The organism is Gracilimonas qinghaiensis (assembly GCF_046602855.1).
Classification (GTDB): Bacteria; Bacteroidota; Rhodothermia; order Balneolales; family Balneolaceae; genus Gracilimonas.
Genome location: NZ_JBKINJ010000001.1, coordinates 1,569,915 through 1,588,843, shown reverse-complemented (window position 1 = coordinate 1,588,843; position 18,929 = coordinate 1,569,915). Strand labels below are relative to the sequence as shown.

Sequence of the window (18,929 nt, the reverse complement as noted above, 5' to 3'; positions counted from 1 at the left end):
AGAAAGAGGATACAAAAAACTGAGCATTCCATCATACTAGTTTTATCTAAAATAAAGTGGTTAAAAACATTTAAATAGAGCTTTTCTATAAGGGATTGGCTTGAAGTGTACTTATTTTCATTGCCTCACTTAACTCAATAATAAAAGTTTAAAAGTTTATAGATGATCGTATCAAAATTTGGCGGTACAAGTGTGGGCACATATGAGGCTATGCAGCGTAGTGCCGGTATTGTTGCTACTGATCCTGAAAGGAAACTTATTGTTATAAGTGCAACTTCAGGTACCACAAATGATCTTGTGGCTCTTTCTGCTTACAACCTTGATTCTACAACCAGGGAAGGAATATTGGAGAGAATTGAGAAACGGCACGTTGATATAATCAAGCAATGTGGTGAATCGGAGAAACTTGAAAAAGTTTTTTATTCTCAGCTTTCTGAATTGAGAGAACATCTCGATTTTGTGGGGCGTGATAAAAGATGGAAAGACCGGCTTTATGCATTTGGCGAACTTATGTCCACAAGTATCTTTGTTGAAGTTTTAAAAAAGAGAGGTATCGATGCCCAATGGATGGATTCACGTGAGGTCATCAAAACAGATTCAACATTTGGGAATGCTGAACCTGATTATGAGGTCATCAAAAAGAAAGCGGAAAAACTGATCGATAAAAATACGACCTATCTGGTTCAAGGTTTTATTGGGTCTGATATTTTTGGAAATACAACAACATTAGGTCGTGGCGGTAGTGATTTTTCAGCCGCACTTTTTGCCGAAGCCGTTGAAGCCAATACCCTTGAGATATGGACCGATGTAGCCGGAGTTTATACCACTGATCCGCGGATAGTTCCGGATGCCTTCCAAATTCACGAAATTTCGTTTGATGAGGCTGCCGAGCTTTCAGTGTTTGGAGGAAAGGTTCTTCACCCGGCCACGTTAAAGCCTGCAATAAGAGGCGGCGTGAACGTGAGAGTGGCTTCCAGCAGCGATCCGGCTGAACCTGGAACCCTTATAGTTAAAGAGGCTAAAAAGAAACCGGCAATCAGGGCAATTTCACTTCGAAAAGATCAATCTTTACTAACTGTAAATAGCCTGCAAATGCTCCATCAGCATGGATTTTTGGCGCAGTTGTTTAAGGTATTAGCTGAACATAAGATCTCTGTTGATCTGGTCAGTACTTCTGAGGTAAGCGTTGCTTTGACGCTCGATACCGCCGTAAATGCGGCTAATAAAGTGGAACTCACAGATTCAGTGCTGGATGAGTTAAGGGAGTTTGCAGAGGTATCAGTAGAAAGTGATCTGGCCCTTATTGCCTTGATTGGTAACGATATGCAGAAGACCTCAGGATTAGGCGGGCCGTTATTCACGGCTCTGGAAAGATATAATATCCGTTTGATCTGCCATGGGGCAAGCTCAAATAATCTGTGTTTTTTGGTGGATCATGGAGAAGCCGAGCAGATCGTACGAATGTTGCACGATAAATTTATCACAGAATAGTATATAGAGGTATGAAAATTTCAGTAATTGGACCCGGGAAAACTGGTAGACATGTAGTTGAGCTTTTAGGACAAGAACTGGGTGAAGCTTTTGATGAAAGCAATCCGCCTACGGTTGAAAAATTAAAGCAAGCGGATGCTGTTATCATTTTTGTGCCTGGAGATGCTGTACCTGATATAGTAGATGTTGTGATAGAATCAGGTGTGCCGGCTGCCTGGGGAAGCACAGGATATGATTGGCCTGAGGATCTGGATGAGAAAGTGAAAGCTAACAATTCAAGATGGGTGATTGCTACCAATTTCAGTCTCGGTATGAATATCATCCGTAAAAGTATAGAAGCCATCTCAGCCGGTTCAGAGATACTGAGGGATCCTGAGTTTCATATTCATGAAGTACACCACGTGCATAAAAAGGACGCCCCAAGCGGTACCGCTTTGTCATGGAAGGAATGGCTGGATAGGGAGGCTGAGGTTACATCAGCTCGTGAAGGAGATGTGAAGGGGATTCACGAATTAACGATGAAAACCGGCACAGAAGAGATAACCCTGAAACACAAAGCCCTTGACAGAGCTTTATTTGCAGAAGGTGCAATATGGGCTGCAAAGCAGTTGATCAATAATTCGAGTATAGAATCAGGAATTTGTACCTTTGGGCAGTTATATGACCAAGTAATGGAGGAACAGTAAATATGGAAAATTTTCCGCTTTGGACCGCAATAGTAACCCCTATGAATACCGACGGGAGCATAGATTACGACAGCTTTGAAAACATACTCAAAAAACAGGAAGAAGCCGGAAACGGCGTACTAGTTCTGGGAAGTACCGGCGAGGGGTTAAACCTGAATGAAGAAGAAAAACGTGAAGTTGTTACCTTCACCAAAGGTCTTGAATTGGATATTCCAATGATGGTGGGAGTGGGAGGCTTTGATCTTCCGGCTCAGGCTGACTTCATCCATTTTTGTAATGAGATCGAACCGGATGCTTTTCTTCTTGTAACACCATTATATGCTAAACCCGGCGCTGAGGGTCAATTTGAATGGTTCAGCGAACTGATGGCGGAAACGGAGATCCCTTGTATGTTGTATAATGTGCCGTCACGTACAGGCGTGAAAATGCACCCAAACGTTCCGGCACGATTAAGTAAGGAATTCGATCATTTAATGGGCGTCAAGGAAGCAAGTGGCAGTGTAGAAGAATTCAAGGAGTTTAGGCGTCAGGCCCCTGATATAAAATTCTACAGTGGTGATGATGGATTGACTCCAGCCTTCTCAGAAGAGGGTGGTGTTGGACTTGTTTCTGTAGCTGCCAATGTATGGCCAAAGGCTACCCATAAATATACAGAGTTATGTCTGAAGGGAAAGACTGATGATCTGTTTCCTATCTGGAAAAATGCTACGGATGCTTTATTCAATGCTCCAAATCCGGTTCCGGCCAAAGTGCTGTTGAACCGTAAGGGCTGGATCACAAACGATACAGTCAGGTTGCCGCTTTCACTTGGAGATATCTCCGAGGAATTGGAGCAGGAGCTTCTGAAAGCGGATAAAGAGATCAGCAGCTGGCTGGAAAAACACTAATTATTATCAGTAAGTTATTCTGGTTCCGATTTACCGGGACGAAAGATCTTCACATGTCTAAATTGTGTAGGTTCTTCGCTTTCGCTCAGAATGACTTATAAAGTGAGAACAAAAAGAAATTCAATAATCAAAAATACAGAATGAATTACGAAGAAGTTTTAGATAAACTGGAAGAAGGCACGCTTAGAGCGGCCAATAAGAATGAGAACGGCTGGGAAGCCAATATTGAAGTGAAAGAAGCTATTCTTGAATCCTTCAAGAATGGTGAGAATACTTCATACGAGGGTATTTACGAAGGCTTTGTGGATAAACACAATTTGCCACCTCGCTTTTTTGCACCTGAAGATGGCGTCAGATTAGTACCGGGTGGGTCTTCGGTACGCCGTGGTGCCTTTGTGGCATCCAGTGTGATCATTATGCCGCCAGCTTATATTAATGTTGGGGCTTACGTGGATGAAGGTTCTATGGTTGACAGTCATGCCCTTGTAGGTTCATGTGCTCAAATTGGGAAGAATGTGCACCTTTCTGCCGGGGTTCAGATCGGTGGAGTGCTGGAACCGGTTGGAATGAACCCGGTTATCATTGAGGACGACTGCTTTATTGGTGCCGGATCTGTGATCGTGGAAGGCATCCTTGTTAAAAAAGGAGCTGTGATCGCCCCCGGTGTGACCTTATCAAAAGCTGTTCCGGTCTATGATATAGTAAATGAGAAAATGCTGGATAGAGGATCTGATATTCCTGAAAATGCAGTGGTGATTCCCGGAACTCGTCCTGTCAATAATGAGTGGGCAAGGGAAAAAGATCTTAGTATGGCGTGTCCTATTATCGTGAAATACAGAGACGAAGGTAGTAATGCCTCCCTCGAATTAGAAAATGCTCTCAGATAAAAGTGTTATAGTGCAAAGGTATTACCGTGTTAAGGTACTCCTTGTACCACGGTAATGCCTTAACACTTAAACACCGTAGCACTTTTAATTAAACTGCCAATGCTTTATTAGCTACCGCCAATCCTTTCACAAATGCCTGTATTACAGCCTCAAGCGTATCAGGTGAAGCGCCTTTGGATGTGAATTGATGACCTTCTTTTTCCAGGGTTAGTGTAACAACGACCAGTGAATCGGTATCCGGACTAAGGATCTCAACTTCATGATTGATCACCTCTAAGGGGAGAAAGGCATCAGTTTCTGATTTGATGGCCGTCAGAATGGCATCAATAGGACCAACTCCCTGGTCCAGTGATATCACTTCGTCACTGCCCTGAATTTTAAGTTTAACAGCAGCACTAACCAGTCCGTGTTTACGCATGGTGAGTTTGTAGTCGACGACCTCTACCGGATGAGTCAGGTCAGTATCCTCGTTATAAACCAATGAACGCAGAACCTTGATCTCTTCTTCTTTTAGCGTTTTACCTTTGCGATTGATGTTATGAACATACTCATCATATAGCTTGGTATGGCCTTCATCCATGTTCACATTTTCAAAACCGTTATTTCGAGATTGACCCCAGCTATTCTTCTGCATGTCTGTAAAGCCTGAATCAATGTATTGTTGTATACGATCCAGGTTTGGGGGCAGCACAGGAGATGAAAGCGAATATTTTGCCACAATGTGGGCACTCTTTAACCCGGTTCCGGTAAGAACAAAAAGACATTTTTTACCTTTGAAGGTATCCAGGTTGTTTTTGAATGTAGCAAGTGGAATCGCACAAGCCGGCTCAGTGAAGTAGCCTTCTTCAACCGTCATTTCCTTCATGGAATCAAGTAGCTCATTTTCGGTGGCCGTGAAAGCCAAACCATCCGTTTCCTCGATGCCACGAAATACTTTATGGAAATCCAGAGGATCGGCCACAGCTACCGCATCTGCCATAGTGTTAACATGATCTTTGACGATCTTATCCTTCTTGAATATTCCTTCTACCACTGGTGAACTTTGTTCAGGTTGAACTGCTACAAAATGAGGAATCTTGTCAATGAGTCCGGCTGCTTTAAGTTCCTTATAACCTTTGTAGATCGCGGCAAAATTGGTTCCGGCGCCAATTGGGACAAAGATATAATCAAAGTCAGTCATTCCCTGCTCATATAGTTCATAGGAAAAAGATTTTTGTCCTTCTTGGCGGAATACATAATCACCGGCCAGGTAGTAATTACCGGATTTGGCAAATTCACGGCAAAGTTTCTCACATACCATGAAATCCCCTTTGATCTTGATGATGGTGGCATCATAGATGGTAGCCTGAGCCAGTTTTACTTCCGGAGTTTTTTCAGGTACAAATACAAAACACGGGATCTTAAAGTAGCAGGCATAGGCTGCTACAGACGCGGCCATATTTCCGGTTGAAGCAAGGCAAATGGCGTCAGCACCTAATTCGAGGGCTTTCTGGACCTCAATGTAACTGCCACGATCTTTGAAACAACCTGTAGGATGTTCAAATTCGAGCTTTCCGTATAGTTCGGCGTCATATTTTTCAGAAAGCCTTTCCAGCTTTTTCAGTGCTGTAAAGTGATTTTTGAGCGGATCCGGTTTGATGTTTTTAAGAGGGTACTGAATTTCCTTACGTGCTTCTTTGTACTCAATATCAAGAACACCTCCACATTCAGTACAGTACGTACTTGTTTCTTTTTCATCATTTACTTTGCCGCACATAATGCAGCTTATTGTGTATCCGGAATTGGTCGCTTTCATTAACTAATTGATTGTGGAATTGCTCTATTGTTTATGGATCAAATGTATCAAAAATTTACGAAAAAAGCGCTTTTTTAACGATCTGGATCACAAGGGAAGCAATATGATCTCTTCAAAATCAAGGTCAAGCTCTGACAAGACCGGTGCCGCTATTTCTTCTATTTCATCTTCAGCGTAATCATTGAGACCTTCCAGCTTCACATATAGAATCTCATTTTGTTCGTCAATGAAAAATTGAGCATCAGTGGATTCAAAACTTGCTTTTAGCGTATTGATCAGGAATTCAACGTCCTCTACAAATGCTTTAATTTCGTCTTCGGTAGGTTCGCTCATTTTGCTTAGGTTCTTGCTTAAAAGTTATACGTAAAACTATGAATAAATACATCGCAAAACTGAGTGAAATTTCAGCTAAACCGGAGCGACTGATCGTTGGTTTGATGTCAGGCACATCCCTCGATGGGCTTGATATCGCGTTATGTATATGTGGAGCGGATGGTATAGAGGTGAACCAGTTCCGTTCAATTCCTTATTCAAGGGAATTAGGGGAACGTTTATCGGCCATTCAATCGCGTGAGACCACAAAAACCCGGGAGCTGACTCTTCTGCATACAGATCTTGCAAATTATTACGCAGAAGCCGTAACAAATGCGTTAACGGACTGGACAGTTCCGCTAGAGGAAGTTGACCTGATCGCGAGTCATGGACAGACGGTATATCATGCACCGTCTCAAATCAATAAAGGCATCAATGCCACTTTACAGATAGTGGATGGTGATCACATAGCGCAGAAAACGGGAATCATTACGACCTCGGATTTCAGGCAAAAACACACAGCAGCAGGAGGTGAGGGTGCTCCGTTGGCAGGTATCTTTGATGAATTTGTCTTCAGGCACGAAACCGGGAATCGGTTACTCATAAATTTGGGAGGTATTGCGAACCTTACCTGGCTTCCTTCCAAAGAAAGTGGAAAAGAGGTCATAACGGGTGATACCGGCCCGGCAAATACGCTCATAAACGAAGCCATGCAAAAGTACTTTGATAAGCCTTTTGACGAAGACGGAAAAGTAGCTGCATCGGGCAAGATACATTCAGAATTGGTTCGGTACATTTTGTTGGAACCGTATTTCAGGAAGTCGTTTCCAAAGACGACCGGGCAAGAAGAGTTTCGGCTCAAATATATTGAGCAACTGATGCAGGGGCATGGTATTGAATGCACTGAAAAAGATCTGGTTGCCTCACTGACTTCATTGACAGCCCAAAGCATCTCAAGAGCTGTGGGTGAGATCACAAGTGAGAATTTTTTTGAATGTTACGTGAGCGGCGGTGGGTTTCATAACAATACCTTGATGGGCGAAATTAGGGAAAGAATACCTAAGGCGGAGTTCAGAGATTTTGATGAATTGGGAATACCTGCCGATGCCAAAGAGGCTGTCATGATGGCCTTTTTCGCCAACGATTTGGTTTCAGGTGAAGGATTTCCCATTCCCGGAGTGACGGAGGAAAAAATCCATTTTGGGAAGATCAGTTTGCCGGGGTAGAAAATTCATATTTTAAAGATTAAAAATGAAAAACTGAGGTATGTACCTTACTCTCACTTATGAAATGTATAGCTGAATTGAATATGGACTGTTAGGCTGTTTGCTCAAGAGCCATGACAAGTACATCAACTATTTTTTCGATCTGGTCTTTAGTGATCACCAGCGGTGGCAGAAACCGAACAACAGTTCCATGGGCAGCATTTCCTAATACCTGATATTCAAACATTTTGTCAACCACAGGTCGGGCAGGGCGATCCAATTCTATTCCTAGCATAAGGCCTTTTCCGCGAATATCCATAACTGATGGATTATCTTTTAGTTTTTCCTCAAGCAATTCCACCATGAAGAGCCCTTTCTCGGCGGCCTGTTCAATGATCTTTTCATCTTCGATGGCGTCTAGTGCTGCATTTGCTACGTGACAGGCAAATGGATTGCCGCCAAATGTAGTGCCATGGTCTCCGAAATTAAAAGCTGAAGCAACCTCTTCTTTAGCCATAACGGCTCCAATGGGAATACCTCCGGCCAATGCTTTGGCTGTAGCCACGATATCAGGCATAACATCAAAGTGTTGGTAGGCATAAAACTTTCCGGATCGCCCCACACCGCACTGCACTTCATCGATGATCATTAGAATATTAAGCTCGTCACAGAGCTTTCTGGTTTTCCGCAAAAACTCCGCATCGATCACATTTACCCCACCTGAGCCTTGAATGGTTTCAAAAGCAATAGCGATGGTATTTTCATTTGCTGCAGCTTTCAGTGCTTCAAAATCATTAAAAGGAACTTGCTCAAATCCTTCCGGCATGGGGTCGAAGCCTTCGGTATAACTTGGCATTCCCATGGCAATGGTAGCCAACGAACGACCATGAAAACCTTCACTCAGCGTAATGAAATTCCCGGACTTTCCGTGTTTCTTTCCCCATTTTCGAGCGAGTTTCACACAGGCTTCCATGGCTTCCACTCCGCTGTTGCAGAAGAAAGCTCGGTCTAACCCTGAAACTTTAGCGAGTTTCTCAGCAAGCAGACTTTGTGGCTCATTATAAAAGAAATTGGATGCATGTAGCAATTTTTCTGATTGTTCCTTGATGGCCGCCACAATTTTAGGATGGCAATGTCCCAGATTATTTACGGCTAGTCCTCCAAAGGCATCCAGGTATTCATTACCCTCTGTATCCCAAACCAGTGCCCCTTTCCCATGAGATAAGGTTACCGGTAGGCGATTATAAACCTGGAAGTGATATTGCTTTTCAAGCTGCTGTGCTTTATCCATGTGGTTATTGATGTAATAGTATAAGGTTATTTGTACTTCATTAATTCTCTTTCCCAACCTCCGGTTGGTAACGCCTGTCTGAACCTCCGGTTCGACACAGTAAATAAGGCTATTGTAAAAATATCTGTAAGGAATCATCCCGAAATCTCTCTAACTATGAGAAAGCAAAAGAGTAAATATCATGGGCCGAAGCCGGTACAAAATTTACGCAGAACATTATCCATACTTTATCACAAGTACAATAAAAGATGGGTTGCCACTATTGTCCAATCCAAAATTAGCAAAAACTGTATTGGATAGCCTCACGTTTCTTCAAACGGAACGAAAGGTACTTATTTATGGATACGTAATCATGGAAAATCATTTTCACGCTATCGTAAAAGGAGAAGATCTAGCTAAGAAGTTGAGGCTTGCTAAATCATTTATGGCGAGAGAGATAATTGATATTTTGCGAGCAGATAAAAATGCTAGGCTGTTAAGCCAAATCGCATTCAGAAAATTGAAGCATAAGTTAAAGTGTGATTACCAGGTTTGGGCAGAAGGATTTCATCCCAAACAGCTTTCTAATAATGAAATGGTAGCTCAGAAATTAGAGTACATTCATTTTAACCCAGTAGTCCGGGGTTTTGTGGAACGGCCTGAGCATTGGCGATATTCTTCAGTGAGAGACTATTTGGGAGGGGAGGGATTGATTCCTATTACTATTTACTCAGGTTGATTATCCTGAATTATCTGAGTGGAACCGGAGGTTCCGGTATGCATTCCGAACGGGACGTTCGGAACGAGCCCTGTCATAGTATATTCAACCGGGGATTCTCGTTCCCAACCTCCGGTTGGTAACGCCTGTCTGAACCTCCGGTTCGAATGCTAGTGACTAAGCACCAACTAATTTCAACCCGATCCTGCCTCGTTCCAGATCCAGGGTAAGGATCTCAATACTGATAATGTCTCCCACACTAACAACATCGTGGGGATCTTCGATCTTTTTATTTTCTGCCATATTGGAGATATGAAGCAGTCCATCCTGCTTTACACCGATGTCTACAAAAGCACCGAAGTCCACCACGTTGCGGACCGTGCCTTCCAGCTGTTGACCTTCTTTCAGGTCTTCCATCTTCATGATATCCGTGCGAAGTAATGGTTTAGGAAGTGATTCGCGAGGGTCACGACCCGGTTTTTGCAGGTTTTCGATGATAAGTTCCAGTGTTGGAATCCCCACGCCGATCTGTTCAGCCGTTTCTTTAGGATCCATGTTCTTGAATTTGCCTGCGATCTTATCTTTTTCCTTTGAAAGATTTTCAAGATTGATCCCAAACAGGTTACATAGCTTTTCAGCCGCCTCATAACTCTCGGGGTGAATGGCGGTGTTATCCAGTGGATTCTTGGATTCGGGGATGCGCATGAAACCTGCGGCCTGCTGGAAACGGAAATCGCCGACACCCTCGATATCACGAATTTGATCACGTTCGATGAAAATGCCTTTTTCTTCACGATGTTTTACAATATTGGTAGCCACCCGACTGGTCAATCCGGATATATGGGATAAAAGCGGGGCCGAAGCGGTATTCAAATTCACCCCAACTTCGTTCACACAGCTTTCAACAACATCATCGAGCTTGCCGGAAAGCTGATTTTGATTTACATCATGTTGGTAGAGACCCACACCAATAGATTTCGGGTCGATTTTAACAAGTTCGGCAAGGGGATCTTGTACTCGTCGGGCGATAGAAATATTACCACGCTGAGCGGCATCCAGTTCCGGAAATTCCTCACGTGCTACATTGGAAGCAGAATACACAGAAGCTCCGGCTTCATTTACGATCAAATAGTGAAGCTCTTCATCGGGATGTTTCTCTTTTCGCTTTTTAAGAAATTCTGCAATAATCTGCTCAGTCTCGCGACTTGCTGTTCCGTTTCCTATGGCGATGAGTTCAACGCCATATTTTTCAATGAGTGTTTCGAATACCACTTCTGCCTCGGCTACTTTCTTTTGCGGAGGGGTGGGATAGGTGGTGGTTCCTTCAAGATATTTTCCATGTTTATCCACTACGGCCACTTTGCATCCGGTCCGGTAGGCGGGGTCGAGCCCCATAACCACTTTGTTATCCAGTGGTGGCTGCATGAGCAGATTACCAAGGTTTGTGGCAAATGTTTCGATGGCATGTGCATCGGCTTTGTCGGTGAGTTCATTTCGGAGTTCGCGCTCAAGGGATGGGAACAGCAGACGCTTGAATGCATCTTCCACAGCATCTTGCAGGTGTTCTGTGAAGATACTTAGATCGTTACTTATCACAATATCATCAATATTCTCAAGTGTACGTTCTTCCCACAGATCAACATTTACAAATAGGATGTTCTCCCTTTCACCTCGGTTAATTGCAAGAATTTGATAGGGCTTCAGCTTGTTTACTTTCGCTGAAAACTCATAATAGTCCTCAAAATTGGTCCGCTCTTTTACCGTTGGGTTTTTCTTAGTAACAATATTAGCATGTTCTGAAAATACCTTACGCAGCATTTCACGAACGTCAAGGTTTTCGTTGATCCATTCAGCCACGATATCGGTGGCGCTGTCAAAAGCATCTTCCACGGTTTCCACTTCTTTTTCCGGGTTGATATACTCTTTGGCATATTTTATGGGATCCCCGGAAGTGATCTCCTGCTCCCAGATAAGCTTTGCAAGTGGCTCCAACCCCTTTTCCTTGGCTTTGTCGCCACGGGTTTTTCGCTTCTGCTTGTAGGGTAGATAGATATCCTCCAATGTTTTCAGGTCGGTACAGTTCAGGATCTGATTTTCCAGTTCCGGTGTCAGCTTTTCCTGTTCTTTGATGGATTTAAGGATGGTCTCCTTGCGGGCTTCCAAAGTACGCTGAGTTTCCAGTCCGTCGCGTATAGCACGTATTTGTTCTTCATCAAGACCATCGGTGGCCTCTTTTCGATATCGGGCTAGGAAGGGAACCGTAGCACCTTCATCCAGGAATTTTGCTACAGTGCTGATCTGTTTGCCGCTAAAATTAAGTTGGGATGCTAAAAAACTAAAGATCTTGGTATCGCTCATGGATGATATTCGGTTAAAAATTGGACACTGAAAATACGGAAGGTTGTGGGAAGTTTTGAGTTTTTAATAAGGAAATTTTGAATGAGTATTAGTTATTTGTTAATCATTATTCGTGTACTCCATGTACAATCCAACGAATAAGGAAAATAAAGTGTAACCTTTTGCTGTCTCATCAGTGTATAAGGGTGAAAACACTAAAACCCGGGATCTGAGGTGAATTCAAATTCAGATAAAGCATTAATGATGAAGGTGAAGAATGGCGACTTCGATAAGCTTGGCTTATTGTTTGAGCGATATCATCGTGGACTGTACGTCTATTTCTACAGAATGTGTAAAGATCAGGACACCTGTGAAGATCTGGTTCAGTCCGTTTTCGAAAGAATATTAAAATACAGACAGAGTTATACCGGTGATGGTAAGTTTTCGACATGGCTTTTCAGTGTTGCACGGAATCAATTCATAGATCACCATCGAAAGAGTAAAAGAAATGGCATTCCGGTTCAGATCGATGAATCCCGTATTAAAATGTCGCAGGGAACTGAAGAATCGGTTCACCAAAAAATGAAGAAGAAAGAGATTCTGGAAATGGCACTGAATAAGCTGGATCAGGAAAAAAGGGAAGTGGTCATATTGAGTCGCTACGAAGGACTTAAGTATAGAGAGATCGCCGAGATCATGGAAACAACCGAAGGCGCCATTAAAGTGAAAATGTTTAGGGCAATGAAAGAATTGAAAGACCTGGCTGAGTCTTTCGAAAAGGAATACAGTTATGAATGATAAATATGAACAATTGATCGCAGAGTATCTGGCAGGAGAGTTGGATAGTGAGGGCAAGAAGAAACTGGAAGTTTTGATTGCAGAAGGTAAGATCGACTTTGTTGAGTTTAGAGAAGTGGAGGAGATTCACGAAGGTCTCAATGATCTCTCAGTTCCAAAACCGACTGAGACGATGGGTGAACGTTTTTATACGATGCTTGAAGAGGAAAAAAGATCGAATAGCATTGGGTTTAAGCAATTGTTATTGGATCAATTAGGTCGTTTAATTGAATCGTTAACATTGCCCCGAATGGCTTATGCGTTGGTGCTGATTTTTATTGGTGTATTTATTGGCTCGTGGTCAGATCAGAATGGAAGTGAGATCGATCAGCTTAGTCAGGAAATGCAGTCACTGAAGGAAATTATGATGGTGAATATGCTGGAAGGTTCATCTGCTACTGATCGCCTGAAAGCAGTAAATATCAGTACAGAATTACCTAATGCCGATATGGAAGCGGTCAATGCATTACTTTTCACCCTGAACAATGATCCTAGCGTGAATGTAAGGGTTCAGACCATCGAGGCTCTCAAGCGCTGGGGCGATAACGAACGGGTGAGGCAGGGTTTGGTGCACTCAATCGCAACACAGGAATCCCCGATCGTCCTGATCGAACTAGCGGATGCCATGACAGAACTTGAGTTGAGGTCATCTGCAAAAGAATTTGAAAAAGTATTAGAGGAGCGAAAGCTCGATTATAACGTTCAACAAAAATTACAAAGCAGCATTGCTGTATTGATGTGAGGAGTGAAAATATGAGGAAAATGTATTTGGCAATATTGACCCTTTGTCTCTTGAGTATTGAAATATCGGCTCAGTCAAATGTGGTAACTGAAAGGGTAACTGAGGATGTGGAAATGCGGATATCAGCTTCTGAACTGACTCGTGAGACTGTGTTTCACTTCAACAATATCAACGGAGATCTGAACGTGGAAGGTTACAACGGAGATGAGATACTGATAACCGGTACCAAGATCATAACCGGGAAACCGAATGTCAGGCGCAGTTTTGATCCGGGTGAGTTCTATCTGGATAAGCTCTCCAAAAACGGACACCTGTTTGTATTTGTGCGTCATCCGGGACTTGAAGTAGAGATCGAAGACAACGAACTGAATTATCGTTCGAATAGGGAAAATATCTGGGAAGAGAAAATTCAGAGATTTGAGTTCAATCTTCAAATGAAGGTGCCACATTATCTGATGTCGGAGATCTCTACCATCAATGCCGGTGAAGTGGTTGTTGAAGGCCTGAGTAGTGGGGTAGATGCCAGTAATATAAATGGGAGCGTAATCTTGAGAAGCATAACCGGCGGTTTGATCATCGCTGAAACTGTGAATGGTAATATAAAAGCGGAGTTCAAAGAGACTCCTCATGCAGATGTTGAGCTTCACACAGTTAACGGCAATATTGAAGTACTGGCTTCAAAAAGTTTTTCAGCAAATGTAACCTTTAAAAGTTTACACGGTGAACTATATACCGATTTTGACGACAGAAGTTTTCGTTCGGATCGGAAAGGTAAAAAGGATGGGATGAACCGGTTCAGCATTGGAAGTTCTGATACCATACAGTTCGGACAAGGTGGGCCAACAGTGCAACTTCGCTTACTAAACGGAAATGCATACATCAAACAACTGTAATCAAATTATATAATATCATGAGAAGTATGAAGATCAATTTACTTTCGGCATTAATTCTAAGCGTTCTTTCTGTTCCTTTATTTGCCCAGAATACTATAGAGGTTCCTTTGTCGGATCCGGGGCAGCCTGGAAAACTGAGCATCAATGCGATGTTTTCGGATGAGATCACTGTAAGAAGTCACAATGAACAAAACGTAATCATCAATTACAGCGGAGATGGTATCCGTGAGGAAGACAGTCAGGCTATGAAAAATGGTATGAAACGGATCTCCGGAGGCGGGATGGGTTTGGAAGTGGTCGAAGACAATAATGAGGTCGAAATTTCCACCGGCCCATTTCCAACTAATGATCTTGAAATGACGGTTTACGTACCCCGTAATTTTTCCATCAAGTTAAATACAGTACAAGGTGATGTAAATGTATTTGATGTGGAAGGAGAATTAGAGATCAGTGCAGTAAACGGAGATATTGATCTTGGCGATATCAGTGGAACGGTACTTGTAAACTCTGTAAATGGGGATATGAATGTTGATTTCAAATACATTACACCCGGTTCACCAATGTCATTTACAGGAGTGAATGGTGATATGGAAGTCGCCTTCCCGGCAGATTCAAAATTCACTGCAAAAATGAAGACCGAATGGGGTGATGTGTACACAAATTTCGATATGGATATCGATCGTGAAGGAACCAAATCAGAGTCAAAAAGTGATGATGGGTTCAAGATCGCCATCAATAAATGGATCATAGGTGAAGTTAATGGCGGCGGACCTGAATTTTTATTCAAAACTCTTCATGGAGATATCTCCATCAGAAAAAAACAAAATAAATAGTAACTTTTTCTTCTGCTATTCGTGTAAGACATAAACCTAACTTAGGAGCCGTAACATAAAGCTACATAATATGTTGCGGGGATAGGACTCCTTTCAAACAAAATAAAAATTACTATGAGATTCGTATGTCTAACACTAGGATTGCTCTGCTTTGTTGGCGGAGTAAATGCCCAGAATTCTTATCAGGAAAACAAAGTTATTGATACATTAAAGGAGCAAAATATCCGTTCAGGCAGGGTTGCATCACCTTCAATTAGTGCTTCCAAATTAATAGACCAATCAAATTTACAACTGGACGGTCTTGTTAATGAAAATGTTTGGATTAATATCCCCATAGCTACTCTTTTTACACAGCGCTCTCCAAACGATGGAGCACCGGCTACTCAAAGAACAGAGGCCAGGATCCTGTACACCGATTCACACGTGTATATAGGATTCAAAGCATACGATTCTGCACCTGATTCAATTATTGCACCCTTATTTCGAAGAGACGGTACCGAAACAAGTGATTGGGTGACCGTGGGTTTTGACAGTTATAATGATAAACGAACCGCCTTCATTTTTGCGGTAAATCCTCGTGGTGTTCAAAGAGATTTTATGATCATCAATGATACCAACGAAGATGCTACCTGGGACGCTGTATGGGAGGCCAAAGCACAAATTACCGATTATGGTTGGTCGGCTGAGATGAAGATCCCATTATCACAGCTCAGGTTCGATTCCAAGGCTAATGAACAGAGATGGGGTATCAATTTTCAGCGCAGCATAGCAAGAAGCGGCGAAGAAATTTTTTGGAAACCCACTTCGCAGAATGCCTCAGGAATTGTTTCTAATTTTGGAGAACTAAGTGGTATCAAACAATTGTCTGAACCCAGAAGGCTTGAAATCATGCCTTACGTATCAGCCGATTTTACCCGCATTCCTGAACGGCCTACCTCTGATCCTTACTATCAGCGAAATGATCTCTCGGGGAGGGTAGGAGCTGACATCAAATATGGAATAACTTCAGATCTGACTCTCTCTGCTACCATAAACCCTGATTTTGGTCAGGTGGAAGCGGACCCTGCAGTTATAAATCTGACAGCTAATGAGAATTTCTATTCAGAACGACGTCCTTTCTTTTTAGAGGGAAGGGATATTTTTCAATTTGGTCAAACCAAAACCTTTATCAGATATAATGTACCCACACCATTTTACTCAAGAAGGATCGGTCGCTCTCCACAGGGCTCACCGGGCCGAGCCGGCGTAAATGCTGAATATAATACCGTTCCGGATCTCACTACGATTGCAACGGCTGCAAAATTGAGTGGCAAAACCAAAAATGGGTGGTCTATTGGTCTGATGGACGCTTATACCCTTCAGGAAAATGCAGATTACACTTTGGGTAATGGTAATGATGGTTCTATTGCAGTTGAACCGGCAACCAACTATCTGGTGAGCCGAGCCAAGAAAGATTTCAATAAAGGTAATACCTATTTGGGTGGATTTGCTACAGCTGTGAACCGATCTTTGGATGGACGTTACTTTGAAGATTTCATGCATAGCTCTGCATATGTGGGTGGTGTAGATTATGAGCATCAGTTTGATGATCAGAACTGGGTAGCAAGCGGTGCATTGTCTGCCAGCAGCGTACATGGCAGTAATGAGGCTATTGTAAGAACACAGCGGTCACCGGTCAGATATTATGATCGTATTGATTCAGATGTTCTTTCAGTCGATCCTTCAAAAACGGCACTGCAGGGTTTTTCCACTGAAATGAGTATCAAGAAGCAGGGGGGTGATGATAATTGGTTGGCTGCTTTGACCTATTCACAAACCTCACCGGGTTATGAGGTCAATGATCTAGGATTCCAAACACGGGCCGATCTTAAATGGGTTGGTGGAGTGGTGATATATCGAGAGATAGATCCTAAATATGTAAGATATTATGATTTCTTTATCGGTTACGATTCAGGATGGAATTATGATGGTGACCAGATCAGAAACAGTATTATGAATGGTGGAAGTGTGTCATTCAATAATCAATGGTCATTTAATTATAACTTTGGTTATAACTTCAAGCAGTATTACGATCGCATCAGTCGTGGCGGCCCGGTTTTGGAGCGGCCAAAAGACTGGAATCTGATCTCTAACCTGAACACTGATCGGAGTAAAGATATCAGCTTTAATATTGGAGGAAATCTTCGCCGTGAAGTAGCCGGTGAGTACGATAACGCGGTCTGGTTAGGAGTAAACTATCGCCCTACAACTTTCATACAATTAAGTTTTGGACCGGAATATAGGCATCAGGTGGATGTTGATCAGTACATAACTGCTGTAAGTGATGTAAATGCTACTCATACATATGAAAATCGTTATGTTTTCTCAGATATAGAACAGCATACATTAAGTGCGAATCTTCGACTGAATTGGACCTTTAGTCCAACCATGAGTCTTCAAACTTATTTCAGGCCATATGTAGCGACTGGAGATTTCTCAAGGTTCAAAGAAGTGGCTGAACCATATACGTACAACTATGATGTATATGGTGAAGATATTGGCAACATAACAGATCAGAATGGAATTTATACGATCGATCCGGATGGGAACGGAAGTTCTTCTTCATTTTCCATCGCTGATCCCGATTTCAACTTTCGTTCTCTACAGGGTAATGCCGTGTTCAGATGGGAGTACACTCCCGGATCAACCCTTTATTTTGTATGGCAGCAACAGCGGGAGGATTATTCAAGAGTTGGTGCATTTGATCTGGGTGATCAACTGAATGATCTTTTCAATGCCAAACCAACGAATGTATTTCTAATTAAGCTTAGCTATTGGTTTGGAAGCTGAAAATTATAATTAATTGGAAAAAAAGGGCATATCAATAGTATGCCCTTTTTAATATTGTTATAGGTATGCCTGTTTAGGCCTCAGTTTTGCAAGTGCTTACGCGGTCAAGATTCAGTCTTGCATGTACTTAATCCAAACGGAGCGTAAAGCGGACAAAACCCAATCAGACTGGTTAATACAAATACACCTGCAAGTACTAATAAAACGATACCTGCAGTTCCGGTAACGATACCTGAATAGTATAGTATTACAAAAATTGCAGCAAGTATAAATCGAATTATCTTATCAGTGGAGCCCATGTTTTTGTTCATAGTAACCTCATCTTTTTTTAATTAAAATATCCATTCAAATAGATAGACCAAACCTGTAACTATGATAATACATAGTATACAAACGCCGATGAATTTTAGTATTTTATTCATACAATATTTGCACTTTTTTGTGGTTTGATAATATCAATCAAACACTTTCAACATTAAACTAATTATTTATCATTAAGAAATAATGAATACACAACAATTAACAGCAGAACAGGTAAATTCGATTCAGGCTACTTTTATTAACAAAGTGTATGGCTGGATGGCTCTTGCTCTTGCAATAACCGGTTTTGTCGCACTCAGAGTAGCGAGTTCCGAAACATTGGTCAACACTATTGCAAGTAATCAGATCCTGTTCTTTGGGATTATCATAGCCGAGGTCGGATTGGTTATCTGGCTTTCAAGTTCAGTTAAGAGCATGAACGCTACTCGGGCCATTACTTTATTTTTGCTGTATTCGGCGCTGAACGGACTCACATTTTCGGTACTGTTCCTGATCTACACGGCCGCTTCTATTGCTTCTACCTTCTTTATTACTGCAGGAACCTTTGGGGTGATGAGCGCTTACGGATATTTTACCAAGACGGATCTTTCCAGTTGGGGGAATATACTTTTTATGGGGTTGATAGGGATAATTATTGCCAGTATTGTAAATATTTTTTGGCATAGCGAAATGTTGTATTGGGCAGTGACCTACATTGGTGTACTGGTATTTGTAGGACTCACAGCCTATGATACTCAGAAGATCAAACGCATGAGTCTTGAGATGGATGTGGAATCAGAAGAGGGAAGTAAAGGAGCTATTATGGGAGCTCTTGCCCTTTATCTTGACTTCATTAATATGTTTATTTTTATGCTGAGAATATTTGGCGATCGCAGGTGATTGGTTA

General features: G+C 42.2%; 16 protein-coding genes and 1 pseudogene. 12 read left to right on the top strand and 5 right to left on the bottom strand.

The annotated features are described in order from the left end of the window. Positions 1 to 162: 162 nt before the first annotated feature. The 4 genes and pseudogenes from lysC to ACKGJO_RS07165 form a co-directional block, all read left to right on the top strand. Entirely contained in the window at positions 163 to 1,491 is a 1,329-nt protein-coding gene (gene lysC, locus ACKGJO_RS07180; protein WP_411322732.1) for a lysine-sensitive aspartokinase 3, read from the top strand. 11 nt (positions 1,492 to 1,502) lie between these two features. Further along, entirely contained in the window at positions 1,503 to 2,177 is a 675-nt protein-coding gene (locus ACKGJO_RS07175) for a dihydrodipicolinate reductase C-terminal domain-containing protein (protein ID WP_411322731.1), read from the top strand. A 2-nt stretch (positions 2,178 to 2,179) separates the two neighbouring features. Further along, positions 2,180 to 3,064: a 4-hydroxy-tetrahydrodipicolinate synthase gene (gene dapA, locus ACKGJO_RS07170; RefSeq protein WP_411322730.1), complete on the top strand. Its 885-nt coding sequence runs from the start codon at positions 2,180 to 2,182 to the stop codon at positions 3,062 to 3,064. Between the two features lie 128 nt (positions 3,065 to 3,192). Then, a pseudogene (locus tag ACKGJO_RS07165) lies at positions 3,193 to 3,951 on the top strand (2,3,4,5-tetrahydropyridine-2,6-dicarboxylate N-succinyltransferase); the annotation flags it as partial. Positions 3,952 to 4,039: 88 nt separating this feature from the next. On the opposite strand, the gene ACKGJO_RS07160 reads toward ACKGJO_RS07165, so the two are convergent. After that, positions 4,040 to 5,707, bottom strand: coding sequence for a pyridoxal-phosphate dependent enzyme (locus ACKGJO_RS07160; protein ID WP_411322729.1), 1,668 nt, complete (start codon positions 5,705 to 5,707; stop codon positions 4,040 to 4,042). A 126-nt stretch (positions 5,708 to 5,833) separates the two neighbouring features. Beyond that, entirely contained in the window at positions 5,834 to 6,079 is a 246-nt protein-coding gene (locus ACKGJO_RS07155; protein WP_411322728.1) for a hypothetical protein, read from the bottom strand. A gap of 38 nt (positions 6,080 to 6,117) precedes the next feature. Between ACKGJO_RS07155 and ACKGJO_RS07150 the strand changes: the two genes are divergently transcribed. Beyond that, positions 6,118 to 7,284 carry an anhydro-N-acetylmuramic acid kinase gene (locus ACKGJO_RS07150; protein WP_411322727.1) on the top strand — a complete coding sequence of 389 codons (1,167 nt, stop codon included), beginning with the start codon at positions 6,118 to 6,120 and terminating at the stop codon, positions 7,282 to 7,284. 91 nt (positions 7,285 to 7,375) lie between these two features. Here ACKGJO_RS07150 and ACKGJO_RS07145 read toward each other — a convergent pair whose 3' ends face one another. Next, positions 7,376 to 8,554, bottom strand: coding sequence for an aspartate aminotransferase family protein (locus ACKGJO_RS07145; protein ID WP_411322726.1), 1,179 nt, complete (start codon positions 8,552 to 8,554; stop codon positions 7,376 to 7,378). A 181-nt stretch (positions 8,555 to 8,735) separates the two neighbouring features. Between ACKGJO_RS07145 and ACKGJO_RS07140 the strand changes: the two genes are divergently transcribed. Then, the gene (locus ACKGJO_RS07140) at positions 8,736 to 9,272 is read left to right on the top strand and encodes an REP-associated tyrosine transposase (RefSeq protein ID WP_411322725.1); all 537 of its coding nucleotides are present in this window, start codon (positions 8,736 to 8,738) and stop codon (positions 9,270 to 9,272) included. A gap of 156 nt (positions 9,273 to 9,428) precedes the next feature. Here the strand turns inward: ACKGJO_RS07140 and ACKGJO_RS07135 are convergent, their stop codons facing one another. After that, a complete protein-coding gene (locus tag ACKGJO_RS07135; RefSeq protein WP_411322724.1) occupies positions 9,429 to 11,609 on the bottom strand; it encodes a Tex family protein in 2,181 nt (726 codons plus the stop codon). A 213-nt stretch (positions 11,610 to 11,822) separates the two neighbouring features. Between ACKGJO_RS07135 and ACKGJO_RS07130 the strand changes: the two genes are divergently transcribed. The 5 genes from ACKGJO_RS07130 (at position 11,823) to ACKGJO_RS07110 (ending at position 17,722) form a co-directional block, all read left to right on the top strand. Next, positions 11,823 to 12,386, top strand: a complete 564-nt coding sequence (locus ACKGJO_RS07130; protein WP_411322723.1) for an RNA polymerase sigma factor — start codon at positions 11,823 to 11,825, stop codon at positions 12,384 to 12,386. Next, complete coding sequence (locus ACKGJO_RS07125; RefSeq protein WP_411322722.1) at positions 12,379 to 13,167, top strand: hypothetical protein; 789 nt, start codon at positions 12,379 to 12,381, stop codon at positions 13,165 to 13,167. The genes ACKGJO_RS07130 and ACKGJO_RS07125 overlap by 8 nt, the downstream gene beginning before the upstream one ends. 50 nt (positions 13,168 to 13,217) lie before the next feature. After that, a complete protein-coding gene (locus ACKGJO_RS07120; protein ID WP_411322721.1) occupies positions 13,218 to 14,060 on the top strand; it encodes a DUF4097 family beta strand repeat-containing protein in 843 nt (280 codons plus the stop codon). Between the two features lie 26 nt (positions 14,061 to 14,086). Then, a complete protein-coding gene (locus ACKGJO_RS07115) occupies positions 14,087 to 14,893 on the top strand; it encodes a DUF4097 family beta strand repeat-containing protein (RefSeq protein WP_411322720.1) in 807 nt (268 codons plus the stop codon). A gap of 114 nt (positions 14,894 to 15,007) precedes the next feature. Then, positions 15,008 to 17,722: a DUF5916 domain-containing protein gene (locus ACKGJO_RS07110; RefSeq protein WP_411322719.1), complete on the top strand. Its 2,715-nt coding sequence runs from the start codon at positions 15,008 to 15,010 to the stop codon at positions 17,720 to 17,722. A gap of 104 nt (positions 17,723 to 17,826) precedes the next feature. Here ACKGJO_RS07110 and ACKGJO_RS07105 read toward each other — a convergent pair whose 3' ends face one another. Next, a complete protein-coding gene (locus tag ACKGJO_RS07105) occupies positions 17,827 to 18,033 on the bottom strand; it encodes a YgaP family membrane protein (protein WP_411322718.1) in 207 nt (68 codons plus the stop codon). A 193-nt stretch (positions 18,034 to 18,226) separates the two neighbouring features. Between ACKGJO_RS07105 and ACKGJO_RS07100 the strand changes: the two genes are divergently transcribed. Continuing rightward, on the top strand, positions 18,227 to 18,922 hold the full coding sequence (locus ACKGJO_RS07100; protein ID WP_411322717.1) for a Bax inhibitor-1/YccA family protein: 696 nt from the start codon (positions 18,227 to 18,229) through the stop codon (positions 18,920 to 18,922). The last annotated feature ends 7 nt before the right edge of the window (positions 18,923 to 18,929 follow it).

Bases quoted from the DNA above. Each gene is read 5' to 3' on its own strand.
- ACKGJO_RS07135 (WP_411322724.1), bottom strand. From the start codon at position 11,609: ATGAGCGATACCAAGATCTTTAGTTTTTTAGCATCCCAACTTAATTTT.
- ACKGJO_RS07145 (WP_411322726.1), bottom strand. From the start codon at position 8,554: ATGGATAAAGCACAGCAGCTTGAAAAGCAATATCACTTCCAGGTTTAT.
- ACKGJO_RS07100 (WP_411322717.1), top strand. From the start codon at position 18,227: ATGAATACACAACAATTAACAGCAGAACAGGTAAATTCGATTCAGGCT.
- ACKGJO_RS07115 (WP_411322720.1), top strand. From the start codon at position 14,087: ATGAAGATCAATTTACTTTCGGCATTAATTCTAAGCGTTCTTTCTGTT.
- lysC (WP_411322732.1), top strand. From the start codon at position 163: ATGATCGTATCAAAATTTGGCGGTACAAGTGTGGGCACATATGAGGCT.
- ACKGJO_RS07125 (WP_411322722.1), top strand. From the start codon at position 12,379: ATGAATGATAAATATGAACAATTGATCGCAGAGTATCTGGCAGGAGAG.
- ACKGJO_RS07150 (WP_411322727.1), top strand. From the start codon at position 6,118: ATGAATAAATACATCGCAAAACTGAGTGAAATTTCAGCTAAACCGGAG.
- ACKGJO_RS07175 (WP_411322731.1), top strand. From the start codon at position 1,503: ATGAAAATTTCAGTAATTGGACCCGGGAAAACTGGTAGACATGTAGTT.
- ACKGJO_RS07105 (WP_411322718.1), bottom strand. From the start codon at position 18,033: ATGAACAAAAACATGGGCTCCACTGATAAGATAATTCGATTTATACTT.
- ACKGJO_RS07110 (WP_411322719.1), top strand. From the start codon at position 15,008: ATGAGATTCGTATGTCTAACACTAGGATTGCTCTGCTTTGTTGGCGGA.
- ACKGJO_RS07140 (WP_411322725.1), top strand. From the start codon at position 8,736: ATGGGCCGAAGCCGGTACAAAATTTACGCAGAACATTATCCATACTTT.
- ACKGJO_RS07160 (WP_411322729.1), bottom strand. From the start codon at position 5,707: ATGTGCGGCAAAGTAAATGATGAAAAAGAAACAAGTACGTACTGTACT.
- ACKGJO_RS07155 (WP_411322728.1), bottom strand. From the start codon at position 6,079: ATGAGCGAACCTACCGAAGACGAAATTAAAGCATTTGTAGAGGACGTT.
- dapA (WP_411322730.1), top strand. From the start codon at position 2,180: ATGGAAAATTTTCCGCTTTGGACCGCAATAGTAACCCCTATGAATACC.